This window comes from Sinorhizobium numidicum, assembly GCF_029892045.1.
Classification (GTDB): Bacteria; Pseudomonadota; Alphaproteobacteria; order Rhizobiales; family Rhizobiaceae; genus Sinorhizobium; species Sinorhizobium numidicum.
Window position 1 is genome coordinate 1,770,676 of record NZ_CP120368.1, and the last position, 12,158, is coordinate 1,782,833.

The 12,158-nt window shown below is 59.9% G+C and carries 11 protein-coding genes and 6 tRNA genes; 9 read left to right on the plus strand and 8 right to left on the minus strand.

The window, feature by feature from the left end:
• Positions 1-120 precede the first annotated feature (120 nt).
• The 3 genes from PYH37_RS19655 (at position 121) to recJ (ending at position 4,675) form a co-directional block, all read left to right on the plus strand.
• On the plus strand, positions 121-1,338 hold the full coding sequence (locus PYH37_RS19655; protein WP_280733098.1) for an LL-diaminopimelate aminotransferase: 1,218 nt from the start codon (positions 121-123) through the stop codon (positions 1,336-1,338).
• A gap of 82 nt (positions 1,339-1,420) precedes the next feature.
• Positions 1,421-2,743: a homoserine dehydrogenase gene (locus PYH37_RS19660; RefSeq protein WP_280733099.1), complete on the plus strand. Its 1,323-nt coding sequence runs from the start codon at positions 1,421-1,423 to the stop codon at positions 2,741-2,743.
• A 129-nt stretch (positions 2,744-2,872) separates the two neighbouring features.
• Positions 2,873-4,675 (plus strand): single-stranded-DNA-specific exonuclease RecJ, encoded by a 1,803-nt coding sequence (recJ, locus tag PYH37_RS19665; RefSeq protein ID WP_280733100.1) that lies wholly within the window; start codon positions 2,873-2,875, stop codon positions 4,673-4,675.
• Positions 4,676-4,759: 84 nt separating this feature from the next.
• Here recJ and PYH37_RS19670 read toward each other — a convergent pair.
• A tRNA-Glu gene (locus PYH37_RS19670) sits at positions 4,760-4,835 on the minus strand.
• Positions 4,836-5,272: 437 nt separating this feature from the next.
• On the opposite strand from PYH37_RS19670, the gene PYH37_RS19675 reads away from it, so the two are divergent.
• A complete protein-coding gene (locus PYH37_RS19675) occupies positions 5,273-6,049 on the plus strand; it encodes a sulfite exporter TauE/SafE family protein (protein ID WP_280733101.1) in 777 nt (258 codons plus the stop codon).
• Between the two features lie 134 nt (positions 6,050-6,183).
• On the opposite strand, the gene PYH37_RS19680 is transcribed toward PYH37_RS19675, so the two are convergent.
• The 5 genes from PYH37_RS19680 to gloA form a co-directional block, all read right to left on the minus strand.
• Positions 6,184-6,258 (minus strand) — tRNA-Glu (locus PYH37_RS19680).
• Positions 6,259-6,348: 90 nt separating this feature from the next.
• A tRNA-Glu gene (locus PYH37_RS19685) sits at positions 6,349-6,424 on the minus strand.
• 174 nt (positions 6,425-6,598) lie between these two features.
• A tRNA-Glu gene (locus PYH37_RS19690) sits at positions 6,599-6,674 on the minus strand.
• A 122-nt stretch (positions 6,675-6,796) separates the two neighbouring features.
• The gene (locus tag PYH37_RS19695; protein WP_280733102.1) at positions 6,797-8,122 is read right to left on the minus strand and encodes a D-Ala-D-Ala carboxypeptidase family metallohydrolase; all 1,326 of its coding nucleotides are present in this window, start codon (positions 8,120-8,122) and stop codon (positions 6,797-6,799) included.
• A gap of 400 nt (positions 8,123-8,522) precedes the next feature.
• Positions 8,523-8,963 carry a lactoylglutathione lyase gene (gene gloA, locus PYH37_RS19700; RefSeq protein ID WP_280733103.1) on the minus strand — a complete coding sequence of 147 codons (441 nt, stop codon included), beginning with the start codon at positions 8,961-8,963 and terminating at the stop codon, positions 8,523-8,525.
• 193 nt (positions 8,964-9,156) lie between these two features.
• On the opposite strand from gloA, the gene PYH37_RS19705 reads away from it, so the two are divergent.
• The 5 genes from PYH37_RS19705 (at position 9,157) to PYH37_RS19725 (ending at position 11,122) form a co-directional block, all read left to right on the plus strand.
• Positions 9,157-9,735, plus strand: coding sequence for a cold-shock protein (locus PYH37_RS19705; protein ID WP_280733104.1), 579 nt, complete (start codon positions 9,157-9,159; stop codon positions 9,733-9,735).
• Positions 9,735-10,217: a DUF192 domain-containing protein gene (locus PYH37_RS19710; RefSeq protein WP_280733105.1), complete on the plus strand. Its 483-nt coding sequence runs from the start codon at positions 9,735-9,737 to the stop codon at positions 10,215-10,217. The genes PYH37_RS19705 and PYH37_RS19710 overlap by 1 nt, the downstream gene beginning before the upstream one ends.
• 90 nt (positions 10,218-10,307) lie before the next feature.
• Positions 10,308-10,384, plus strand: a tRNA-Pro gene (locus PYH37_RS19715).
• A gap of 324 nt (positions 10,385-10,708) precedes the next feature.
• Positions 10,709-11,014: an ETC complex I subunit gene (locus tag PYH37_RS19720; RefSeq protein WP_280733106.1), complete on the plus strand. Its 306-nt coding sequence runs from the start codon at positions 10,709-10,711 to the stop codon at positions 11,012-11,014.
• Between the two features lie 31 nt (positions 11,015-11,045).
• Positions 11,046-11,122 (plus strand) — tRNA-Arg (locus PYH37_RS19725).
• Between the two features lie 218 nt (positions 11,123-11,340).
• On the opposite strand, the gene PYH37_RS19730 is transcribed toward PYH37_RS19725, so the two are convergent.
• Complete coding sequence (locus PYH37_RS19730; protein ID WP_280733107.1) at positions 11,341-11,625, minus strand: copper-binding protein; 285 nt, start codon at positions 11,623-11,625, stop codon at positions 11,341-11,343.
• Between the two features lie 20 nt (positions 11,626-11,645).
• Entirely contained in the window at positions 11,646-12,125 is a 480-nt protein-coding gene (locus PYH37_RS19735) for a cupredoxin domain-containing protein (protein ID WP_280733108.1), read from the minus strand.
• Between the last annotated feature and the right edge of the window lie 33 nt (positions 12,126-12,158).

Below are 12,158 nucleotides of genomic sequence, written 5' to 3' on the forward strand. Positions count from 1 at the left end.
TTGCCTTTCCGGTAATTTGGACGCAAAGCGTTCAATGGCCGCGATGACGGCCTTTCACCCGCGCATGTCTTCGCAACAGCCGAACGGCCGGCAAAGGCTTGCGCCAAACGAGGTTTGGAGATGGAAGAGTTTCATAAAGTCCGGCGTTTGCCGCCCTATGTTTTCGAACAGGTCAACCGTTTGAAAGCAAGCGCGCGAGCGGCCGGTGCTGACATCATCGACCTCGGCATGGGCAATCCGGATCTTCCTACTCCGCAGTCGATCGTCGACAAGCTCTGCGAGGTCGTGCAGGATCCGCGCACCCATCGTTATTCCTCCTCGAAGGGCATTCCCGGCCTGCGCCGGGCCCAGGCCGCCTATTATGCCCGCCGCTTCGGCGTCAAGTTGAACCCGGAGACGCAGGTCGTCGCCACCCTCGGTTCGAAGGAAGGCTTCGCCAATATGGCGCAGGCAATCACCGCGCCGGGCGACGTGGTCCTGTGTCCGAACCCGACCTATCCGATTCATGCATTCGGCTTCTTGATGGCCGGCGGCGTCATCCGCTCGATTCCGGTGGAGCCCGACGACACCTTCTTCCCGCCACTCGAGCGGGCCGTGCGGCATTCGATCCCGAAGCCCTTGGCGCTGATCCTCAACTATCCGTCCAATCCAACGGCGCAGGTCGCGACGCTCGATTTCTACAAGGAGGTCGTCGCCTTCGCGAAAAAGCACGACATCATCGTGCTTTCCGATCTCGCCTATTCGGAGATCTACTTCAATGACGCTCCGCCACCCTCCGTTCTGGAAGTGCCGGGCGCGATCGACGTGGCGGTCGAATTCACGTCGATGTCGAAGACCTTCTCGATGCCCGGCTGGCGCATGGGCTTTGCCGTCGGCAACGAACGGCTGATCGCCGCCTTGACCCGGGTCAAGTCCTATCTCGACTACGGTGCCTTCACGCCGATCCAGGTGGCGGCCACCCAGGCGCTCAACGGCGACGGCAGCGACATTGCCGAGGTGCGTAACATCTACAAACGTCGGCGCGACGTGATGGTCGACAGCTTCGGCAAGGCCGGCTTCGAGGTGCCGCCGCCGGCGGCGACGATGTTTGCCTGGGCGAAAATTCCGGAGAAATTCCGGCATTTGGGATCGCTCGAGTTCTCGAAGCTGCTGGTCGAAAAGGCGGACGTCGCCGTTGCGCCCGGTATTGGCTTCGGCGAGCAGGGCGACGACTATGTCCGTCTGGCGCTTGTCGAAAACGAGCACCGCATCCGCCAGGCGGCGCGCAACATCAAGCGCTTCCTGTCTTCCGCGGACGAGACGATGCACAACGTCATCTCGCTGAACGCACACCGGTAAGAAGCCGGGCAATTACCGGCTTTTGTGCCAAAATAGCCTCGCCGGATCCGGCGAGGCGTCCTCTACATGTTAGGAACTTGCTATGGCAGACGCCCTCAAAATCGGCATTGCGGGCTTGGGAACGGTCGGTGTCTCGCTCGTGCGGATTCTCCAGGATCGTCATGAGATGCTGGCAACCACATGCGGAAGGGCGATCGAGATTACGGCCGTGACGGCAAGGGATCGCAACAAGGACCGCGGCGTGGACCTCGCGAATATCGCCTGGTTCGATGACGCGGTTTCGCTTGCATCTTCCGCAGATATCGACGTCTTCATTGAACTGATGGGCGGTGCGGGCGATCCGGCCTATTCGTCGGTGAAGGCGGCACTGCAGCGCGGCATTCACGTGGTGACGGCGAACAAGGCTCTCTTGGCGGCGCACGGCATCGAGCTTGCAGGCATTGCAGAGGAGCGCGGCGCGCTGCTTAATTACGAAGCAGCTGTTGCCGGTGGCATTCCGGTCATCAAGGCCCTTCGTGAATCGATGACGGGCAATACCGTCTCCCGCGTCTATGGGATCATGAATGGCACCTGCAATTACATTCTGACGAAAATGGAGAAAGAGGGGCTCTCCTTTGAGGTCTGTCTGAAGGAAGCGCAGCGTCTTGGCTATGCCGAGGCAGATCCGGCTTTCGACATCGAGGGCAACGACACAGCGCACAAGCTTTCGATCTTGACGAGCCTTGCCTTCGGCACGGCAATCGCCGCCGATGACATCTACCTCGAAGGCATCACCAACATCTCGATCGAGGATATCCAGGCGGCTGCCGACCTCGGCTACCGCATCAAACTGCTCGGGGTTGCACAGCGCACCGAGAGCGGCATCGAACAACGCGTGCATCCGACGATGGTGCCTTACGACTCCGTCATAGCCCAGGTCGACGGCGTGACGAATGCCGTGGCTATCGAATCCGACATTCTTGGCGAATTGCTGATGGTTGGCCCCGGCGCCGGCGGCAATGCCACGGCCTCGGCGGTGTTGGGCGATGTCGCCGATATTGCCAAGAGCCGCCCCGGTGCGCAGCACGTACCAGCATTCGGACGTCCGACGAAGGCGCTGCTGCCTTACAAGCGGGCCCGTATACAGAGCCACGAAGGCGGATATTTCATCCGGCTGAAGGTACTCGATCGCACCGGCGTCTTCGCCAACATTGCCGGGCACATGGCCGAAAACGACATCTCGCTTGAATCGATCATGCAGCATTCCAAGCATTATGTAGATTCCGCCGAGCCGAAGACGATCATCCTCGTCACGCATGAGACATTTGAGGCTTCCGTGCGCAGGGCGATCGTTTCGATCAAGGGTGAGGGCTATCTCGTCGGCGAGCCGCAGGTCATCCGGATCGAGCGGCCGAAGGCCGACTGATCGCCGCACCCACGCTAAAAACTGTTGAGAAACCGCTTCGACGGCGCTTGTTTGGCGGGAGCCGCCGCCATGCCGGTTTTGCCCGGCCGAAATGTTCGCTAAGAACGGACGACTTCGGGCAGGTATGACATGGACGCATTGGCGGATCCGATCCAGCGAGCATTTCTCGGCGTCGAACGCTCGGTCAGCGGCCAGCGTTGGGTATCCCGCCTCGATCAGGCCGGCCAAAATCGCGCGCTCGCGATCAGCCAGATCCACGGCTATTCCGAACTCATTGCCCGGGTGCTCGCGGGCCGGGGCGTGGGATTGGACGATGCGGCGGCTTTTCTCGATCCAACCCTTCGCTCGCTGATGCCGGATCCGGATAGCCTGACCGACTGCCGCAAGGCGGCGGAGCGGCTGGCGCATGCAATTCGCCGCGGCGAGAAAGTGGCGATATTCGGCGACTACGACGTCGATGGTGCAGCGTCTTCCGCGCTGATGGAACGTTTCCTGCGCCACTTCGGCATCAAAGCCGACATCTACATTCCTGATCGCATTTTCGAGGGCTACGGCCCGAATCCGCAGGCCATCGAGCAGTTGATCGACAAAGGAGCTCGCCTCATCGTTACGGTCGATTGCGGCTCGACCAGCCACGAATCGCTAGCCGTCGCGGCAGAACGGGGCATCGATGTGGTCGTTATCGATCACCATCAGGTCGGCTCGACGCTGCCGCCCTGCCATGCACTCGTCAACCCGAATCGCGAAGACGATCTGTCCGGTCAAGGACACCTTTGTGCGGCAGGCGTCGTCTATCTCGTCCTCGTAAACACGCTCCGAGTGCTACGCTCGCACGGAGACGCGGATGCGGCATCGTTCGATCTGCTGTCCGAGCTTGATCTCGTGGCGCTTGCGACCGTCTGCGACGTCGTGCCGCTCAAGGGGCTTAATCGCGCCTATGTGGTCAAGGGGCTGATCGCCGCGCGGCACATGCGCAATCCGGGTCTCGCAGCGCTTCTTCGCAAGGCTGCGATCGGCGGGCCGGTGACGCCCTACCATTTTGGATTCCTCATCGGCCCGCGTATCAACGCTGGCGGCCGGATCGGTGACGCTGCACTCGGCAGCCGACTGCTGACGCTCACTGATGCAGCGGCCGCCGAAATCATCGCCAGTCAACTGGACGATCTCAACCGCGAACGCCAGGCTATGGAAGCGACGATGCTCGCCGAAGCCGAGGCGGAAGTGCTGGCGGAATACGGCACGGGAGAAACGGCCTCGGTGATCATCACCGCTAGGGACAATTGGCACCCGGGCATCGTCGGCCTGATCGCGGCACGCATCAAGGAAAAGTTCCGCCGCCCCGCCTTTGCCATCGCCTTCGATCTGAACGGCAAGGGAACGGGGTCCGGTCGATCGATCAATGGTTTCGACATGGGGAAACTCGTCCGGGCTGGGGTCGAGACTGGTCTCCTCGTCAAGGGCGGCGGACATGCGATGGCTGCCGGTCTGACGGTCGAGCGCGCCAAGCTTGGCAGCCTGCGCCGATTTTTCGAGGAGCGCGCGGAAAACACTGTGCGCGAGCTGGCGGCCGTTCAGACCCTTAAGATCGATGGCGCGCTCGCCGCGGCCGGCGCAACGCTCGAGCTCGTCGATCTTCTCGAACAGGCAGGCCCCTATGGCTCTGGCCACCCGCAGCCGGTCTTTGCCTTTCCCCAGCACCGGCTGCGCGATTGCCGGCAGGTCGGTTCCAGTCATGTCAAGGTGACGCTGGAAGGCCAGGATGGCAGCCGCATCGACGGCATCGCATTTCGCGCCACGGAAACGCCGCTTGGAGCATTCCTTCTCGGCAACCGGGGCTCGACGGTTCATGTCACGGGTTCGGTTTCAGCCGATCTCTGGCAGGGAACGCGCCGCGTCCAACTGCGCGTTACGGATGTGGCCAAAGCGACCTGAAAATCGCGCCTTGCGGCACGACGTTGCAGCGCCGAATCAGCGATTTGCGAGCAGCATCTAAACGCTTTTGTGAAGACCGGAGAGTGGCACGCCCAACGGGAATCGAACCCGTGTTTCCGCCGTGAAAGGGCGGCGTCCTAGACCGCTAGACGATGGGCGCCCAAGACAAGGCGGCTTATAGAGAGAGCTTTGGATTCCCGCAAGTGACCGGAAGGTACTAAGTTCGATTTTCCTCGGAAATGTCGCAGGAATTGCGTGCCCTGCGACGCACCAACTCTGCGCCTGGAAGAAGTGATGGTACCCCTAACGGGACTCAAGCCCATGTTACGTGAGAGGGCTTTTGGCGATGGTTCTCGGTTGCGCCGCCGTTCGCATAAATTCAGCGAGCTCAATTAGTTAATTCGACCTGTTCACGGAAGTACGCTGGCACTACGACATCGCAAAGGGGCTGCCTTTGCCGCACTCACGGAACAAGCCGGATAGATGGTCCGTTTTTCCTGCTTGCGAAGAGCATCACGACTGCAGCTTGGCCAAGCCGCATAAGTGGTGAGGCTTCGTTGTGCACGATGCCCAAGCTATTCATGCGCGGAGCCTCTCATGGAAGACTTCCTTCTGTTCGCAGCAGTCGGGTTTCTGGCCCAGTCGATCGACGGTGCTCTGGGGATGGCCTACGGCGTGATCTCTTCGACGGTGCTGCTCACCTTCGGGGTGCTACCGGCGCAGGCATCAGCCTCAGCCCATGCCGCGGAGATGTTCACCACGGCGACCTCGGGATCAGCTCATCTTTATCATCGCAACATCGACTGGAAACTCTTTTGGCGGCTGGTTCCCTTTGGCGTCGCCGGCGGCATGCTCGGCGCTTTTGTGCTCACCTCTTTCGACGGAAATCAGGTCAAGCCATTCGTCACAGCCTATCTCGCGGTGATTGGGAGCTGGCTGCTATATCGGTCGTTTCATCGCATCCCTACCAATCCGGTGAAACTGGCGATCGTAGCCCCGCTCGGCGCCACAGCCGGGTTCCTGGATGCCGCAGGGGGCGGCGGCTGGGGGCCGGTCGCCACCACTGGCCTGCTTGGCGCGGGTGGACAGCCTCGGTATGTCATCGGCACCGTCAATGCGAGCGAATTCCTGATTGCCCTTTCGGTATCGTTGAGCTTCCTCGCTACGATTGTTACCGGGCATTGGGAGCAAGCAGGCGAATTCCGCGACTATCTCACGTCCGTTGCCGGCCTGATCGTTGGGGGCGTTATCGCGGCACCGCTTGCGGGCTGGATCGTCAAGAAATTGCGCGAAAGGACGCTGCTGCGGCTCGTCGGCTCCCTGATCACGCTTCTGGCCGGCTATCAGACGCTTGAACTGACAGGAGTGCTTTGAACAGGATCAGCGCGATGCAGAAGATTGCCTCCGCTGAGTTCCGGTGAAATTGGCAGTGACGCAGCAGCCGCAAGTACACGTGAGATGGCGATCGCAGCCGCAACGTCAGCTAAATCTGGGGTGTTTGATTTTGTTGGTACGCCCAACGGGACTCGAACCCGTGTTACCGCCGTGAGAGGGCGGCGTCCTGACCGCTAGACGATGGGCGCCCTAAACCTGAAATCGGCTGCGCCATGGTCACAGCAGCCGATTATTCCGACACCATACTATGAAAGGCGGCGAAAATGGAAGAGTGCGAATGGCACGCCCAACGGGAATCGAACCCGTGTTTCCGCCGTGAAAGGGCGGCGTCCTAGACCGCTAGACGATGGGCGCGCAAGACGAGGTGGCTTATAGAGGCGCCTTTGGATTCTCGCAAGCGATCACAGCCAATTATTTTGAATTTCCTGCAGAAAATTAAGAGCATCGCTCCAGACTTTTTTTCGGCAAAAGCATAAGCCCGCGCCTTGGCGCAGGGACAAAGTATCCGCAAGTATAAGGAAAGAGGAATGGCACGCCCAACGGGAATCGAACCCGTGTTTCCGCCGTGAAAGGGCGGCGTCCTAGACCGCTAGACGATGGGCGCCCAAGACAAGGCGGCTTATAGAGAGGGCTTTGGATTCCCGCAAGCGGCAAATTTCATTTTTTCTCAGAAAAATGACTGTGCCGTTCAGCCGCCGTTCGTGTCGCCTGGCGCGACCAATTCAATCAGCCCTTGCGCCTGCGGCAGCGCCAGTTCCAGTCCCGCTGCGGGCCGACGTCGATGTGCACAGATTCGGTATGGCAGTAGGTGCCGACGCCGCCTCGGCCGGGAATGCTCCGCAGGAAATCGGCGAGTTCCCATTTGTTGACGCCTTGCACCTGGATATCGGCGGCCTCGCAACGCGTATGGAGGGACTGGCGTTTTCGGTTGACCTTGATCGCTCGAAGCCCCGACGTCACCATCACCTTGCGACCGTAATGCCTTTCCACCGTCTTCAACATGTGGAGGAGCTCCGGCTTGAAGCAGCCTGTCTCGACCTTTTCCGTCTGCAAGATCAGGCCGTTGGGCGTGAGGCGAGCGAGGCCGGAAAGATTGGCCACCTCAATCGGCCCTTCATCCTCGTCGGCCACGTGATCCTCATGCTCCATGCTGAACAGGGGATTCATGTTGACGCCCGGCAGCGAGGTGTAGGCGAGGGAGGCGACTTGCGGCCGGCTGGCATTGCTGGTCGTGATCGTTTTCTTCTCGGCCGCTTGCGCACCGGCGGAACGAGATTTGTGCTTGCGTTTGGCCGCAAAGAGGCTTGCAAACGTCCAGGTCTTCGTTGCCTTTGTCTCTTCCTCTGTGTCACCGGAATCGGTCGGCTGAGTGCTGCTTACCGGCAGGGCCACTGCCGCCGCGGAGGCGACTTCGATCGCCTGCAGAGCAGGCGCCGACTTGCCGGCCAAGGCCGCTTGCGCGCTGAGCGGCAGCGGAACCGCGGAGGGGAGATCGCTCTGGGTGGTGGACGCGGCCGCGTCGCTGGCAGCGGTCGGTCCCTCTGCCGGCGTTTCGTTGCTGGCGCCCTCCTGGGGCTCGATCACGGTTTCTGTTGCCGGCTGTCCGCCACTGAAGAGACTGTTGGTCGTTGCGTTGAGCGCCGGCTGCGTACCATTGCCGGCCGTCGTCGCGCGTGTCTGGCCGATGCCAGGGGCGGTAGGCGCTGGGGAAGCCTGCCCGTAAATGCTGGATGACGCGGCACGCAGGCCAGTGCTCTGCATCGTCAGCCCTTGTTGTGCCGTTGCCGTATCCTGACCGTCTTGCGTCGGCCCGCTCGCTGCCTGCTGCCCCGTCGCTCCGGCACTGACCGCAGCGACCTGCGCATCGTGAATTTCGCCGTCGGCCTTTGAAGCGGCGGCGGGCGATGATGCAGCTGGCTGCGATTTGAGTGAATTGCCCGCTTCGCTATCGGCCACCGCCGACACACAGCTCGCCAAGGCGAACAGTGATATGGACACTGCCGCTGCGCGTCCGATCGCAAGGAGCGCGCATCTCGCTTCCAGATGTTGCAACGTCTTATCCCCGCTCTCCGTGCATGCTTCAGCCCTCGCCAATGCATGCATTAAGTCTCAGTTCCGAAACATCGCCTCAGAACAACAACTCGTTTTTCTCGCGGTGAGCAATTGGCTCGCCGCGGGAAAGGTCAGGCCAAGTAAAGGGCTTTTTACACCGCAAGTGATTGCGAAGCAGAACCCCGTTTCAACGTCTGCCGCGGCAAGTTAATGAATGCCGCATGATTTGTAAACCTGCGCTAACCTTTTTCAACTTTAGAAAATGCTAAAGCCCGGCGCCTTGGCCGGGCTTTAGATCATCTTTTGCTGTTGCTGATCTTCGGACCGGCTTAGGCGCCTTGCCGTGCCGGTCAGGCCGGTGGGCATTGGCGCACCATGATTGGCCGGAATTGTGCGAAGCTTACCAGCTACCGGTGTTGGACATGGAAGCCCAGGGCTCCTGCGCCGGCATATGCTCGCCCTTCTGCAGGATCTCGATCGAGATTCCATCGGGCGAACGGACGAAGGCCATATGCCCGTCGCGGGGCGGCCGGTTGATCGTAACGCCGTTATCCATCAGATGCTTGCATAAAGCATAAATGTCGTCGACCTCGTAGGCGAGATGCCCGAAATTGCGACCGCCGGTATAGTCCTCGGTATCCCAATTGTAGGTGAGCTCCAAGCAGGGCGAAGCCTCCGTTTTCGCACTGTCGAGGTCGCCGGGCGCGGCCAGGAAGACGAGTGTGAAGCGGCCCTTCTCGTTTTCATACCGGCGGATTTCCTGAAGCCCAAAGAGCGTGCAGTAGAAGTGGAGAGCCTGGTCCAGGTCTTTTACCCTTACCATCGTGTGCAGATAGCGCATTGGATTGTCCCTGTTTTGCAGAAGATGGCGTATACTGAAGCGACAGCAAGCCAGAGGCAAGGCTGCGTCCCTATAAACGACCCCGGCCAAAATACGTCGAGGGACTTGCGCATGCGCATCGGGACGATGTTATTCTGGTCAATAAGAATCAGTTAACCGTATCAGAGTTGCGCGTAAACGAGGGGCTGGGAGAATGGCGGACAGAACATCCTCAAAAGGCGTCGTGCACAATGACGACTTTGGTAACGACGCTTTGGACCTCATCGAGATCACCGGCGTTATCAAATGGTTCGACGTCGCGAAAGGTTTCGGCTTCATCGTACCCGACAACGGTATGCAGGACGTGCTATTGCACGTCACCTGCCTGAGGCGCGACGGCTATCAGACGGTGCTTGAAGGCGCGCGTGTGGTCGCGCTGGTGCAAAAGCGGGACCGTGGGTATCAGGCTTTCCGCATCCTCTCGATGGATCAGTCGACTGCGGTTCATCCCTCGCAGCTTCCGCCGGTGCGCACGCATGTTCAGGTCACGCCGACGAGCGGTCTGGAGCGGGTGCTGGTCAAGTGGTTCAATCGCACCAAGGGTTTTGGCTTCCTGACGCGCGGCGAAGGGACCGAGGATATTTTCGTCCACATGGAAACGCTGCGCCGCTTCGGCCTGACGGAACTGCGCCCGGGCCAGGTGGTTCTGGTCCGCTTCGGCGACGGTGAAAAAGGTCTGATGGCAGCGGAAATTCACCCGGATGGCCCGACGCCAACCAACCGGTCGCACTGATGCGCGTGCCCTTCCGGATATTTGCAAGAAGCGCCGTAGCGGCGCTTTTTTTGTTGTCTGTCCTTGTCGCTTCTGTCGCCGCCGATGTTTCCTTTGCGAGGGAACGGGTCCGGCTCCTGACCAGTGATGGGCGCACGCATGATCTGACGGTCGAGCTCGCGATCGATCCCGGCCAGCGTGAGCAGGGATTGATGTATCGCCGCCAGATGGCTGAGAACCATGGCATGTTGTTCGATTTCGGCGAGACGCGACGGGTGATGATGTGGATGAAAAACACCTATCTGCCGTTGGACATGCTTTTTATCGCTGAGGATGGCACCGTCAGGACCATCCACGAGAATGCCGTGCCACTCTCCGAAGCCATCATCGATTCCGAGGAGCCCGTTACGTTTGTGCTTGAGCTCAACGCCGGAACCGTGAAGCGCCTCAGCATAAAACCTGGAGACCGGCTTGCAGGCGCCCGGATCCGGGCGGCGAACTGAGTCCGCCGCGACGGTCGTCGCAAGCGGCGCAGGAGCGAAATTTCATGTTGCAGGCCGGGGGCGAAGCGTGTATCTCCGCCCTCGTTGGCACGGAGTGTAGCGCAGTCTGGTAGCGCATCTGGTTTGGGACCAGAGGGTCGGGAGTTCGAATCTCTCCACTCCGACCATCTAACCAACAAGAAATCTTTACGTTTTCAGCATTCATTCAGCACGCGCAATTTACCTTGTGGGCGCACGGTGGGAGCACGCAGCTTCCCTTGCCTGTGTTTCTGCAGTCTCAGGATGATTTCCTCCGTCGGCCGTCTCGGCCCTCTAGCGCGATGCCGGCAGCTCAGCCGTATCCTCGCTCACATGCGTTGCACCGAGCGGCACATCGTTGGAAAAGCGGGTTTTCCTCTCGGAAGTCATTCCGTTTTAAATTATTCTGCGCTAAGGGAATGTCGCACAGTGAGGCGAAGTGGCCTTGACGATAACGGGAGCCGTTCGAAACAATGTCTGCGAAGATCTATCGTCCCGCAAAGACAGCCATGCAATCCGGCAAGGCGAAGACAAACTTGTGGGTGCTGGAGTTCGATCCGGAAAAGCCGCGTACGATTGACCCGATCATGGGTTATACGAGCTCCGGCGACATGCGCCAGCAATTGCGGCTGACCTTCGAAAGCGCCGAGCAGGCGATCGCCTACGCCGAACGCAACGGCATCGAATACCGCGTCATCGCGCCCAAGGACGCGACTCGCAAGAATGTGTCCTATTCGGACAATTTCCGTTTCAACCGGATGCAGCCCTGGACTCATTGAGGTCCTAGTGTCCGAGCGGGCGACGCCCAACGGCCCCTTAGCTCAGTTGGATAGAGCACCTGCCTTCTAAGCAGGTTGTCGCAGGTTCGAATCCTGCAGGGGTCGCCATTCATTCTCTCGACACATCCTTTGGGAAAATAGACGAACCTTTCGGACTGATCGGCAGAACCGTTAGGGCTCAATCCCGCCGTCAACTTAGAAGTTGTATTAGATCGTCACATCCCTCGGCGATTCTTCACACGGCCCGGCGTATCCTCTGCACGATTGGAATGCGTTTCGCGCCGACCTAGGACGCGCCCACGTCATGGCCGCATCCTTTTTCGCAATTACTTGATCTCGGTCACCGTCAGCTTGCCGTTGATCCGCTCAGCGGTGAACTCGATGTTTGCGCCTTCCTTGAGCTTCTCCATGATCGCGTCGTCCTGGACGCGGAACACCATGGTCATGGCGGGCATTTCGAGGTCTTTCAGCTCCTCATGGATCAGCGTGACCTTCTTTGCCTTGGCATCGACTTTCTTGACGGTCCCCTTGGTAAACTCGGCTGCTAGAGCGCCGTAGGCGCTCCCGAGAGCAAGAGCGGATGCGAGCGTGAGCTTGATGAGCGTTTTCATGTCAGACTCCTTTGCAGTGACTATTTCTCGGCGACTGTAACGTCGCCATGCATGCCGGCGTCATAGTGGCCGGGCACCAGGCAGGCGATCTTGAACGTGCCGTCATTGGTGAACTTCCAGACGATCTCGCCGGACTCTCCCGCGGCGAGACGGATCGCGTTCGGATCGTCGTGCTCCATCTCCGGGAACTTCTCCATCACGGCCCTGTGCTCCATGATCTTGTCTTCCTGGTCGAGCACGAACTCGTGGTCGAGTTCGCCCGCGTTCTTGATCGCGAAGCGGACGGTCTGGCCCTTGCGGACCTTGAAAGTCGACGGCGTGAAGATCATCTTGCCGTCCTCCGTCTCCTTCATCGTGACCCGGATCGTCTGGGTAGCATTGGCTTTCTTGCCGGGTTCACCGACGGCCATCGCTTCGCCGTGACCGCCCGCGTGATTGCCAGAAGCAAACGCCGGGGAGGCGAGAGCGGCGACTAAAAGTCCGAACATTGCAGCTTTCATCGTGTGGTCCTTTGGTTGATTGAACATCGGCAT

Excerpts from the sequence above, each read along its gene's own strand:
- PYH37_RS19655 (WP_280733098.1), top strand. The coding sequence starts at position 121 with ATGGAAGAGTTTCATAAAGTCCGGCGTTTGCCGCCCTATGTTTTCGAA.
- PYH37_RS19660 (WP_280733099.1), top strand. The coding sequence starts at position 1,421 with ATGGCAGACGCCCTCAAAATCGGCATTGCGGGCTTGGGAACGGTCGGT.
- recJ (WP_280733100.1), top strand. The coding sequence starts at position 2,873 with ATGGACGCATTGGCGGATCCGATCCAGCGAGCATTTCTCGGCGTCGAA.
- PYH37_RS19675 (WP_280733101.1), top strand. The coding sequence starts at position 5,273 with ATGGAAGACTTCCTTCTGTTCGCAGCAGTCGGGTTTCTGGCCCAGTCG.
- gloA (WP_280733103.1), bottom strand. The coding sequence starts at position 8,963 with ATGCGCTATCTGCACACGATGGTAAGGGTAAAAGACCTGGACCAGGCT.
- PYH37_RS19705 (WP_280733104.1), top strand. The coding sequence starts at position 9,157 with ATGGCGGACAGAACATCCTCAAAAGGCGTCGTGCACAATGACGACTTT.
- PYH37_RS19710 (WP_280733105.1), top strand. The coding sequence starts at position 9,735 with ATGCGCGTGCCCTTCCGGATATTTGCAAGAAGCGCCGTAGCGGCGCTT.
- PYH37_RS19720 (WP_280733106.1), top strand. The coding sequence starts at position 10,709 with ATGTCTGCGAAGATCTATCGTCCCGCAAAGACAGCCATGCAATCCGGC.
- PYH37_RS19730 (WP_280733107.1), bottom strand. The coding sequence starts at position 11,625 with ATGAAAACGCTCATCAAGCTCACGCTCGCATCCGCTCTTGCTCTCGGG.
- PYH37_RS19735 (WP_280733108.1), bottom strand. The coding sequence starts at position 12,125 with ATGAAAGCTGCAATGTTCGGACTTTTAGTCGCCGCTCTCGCCTCCCCG.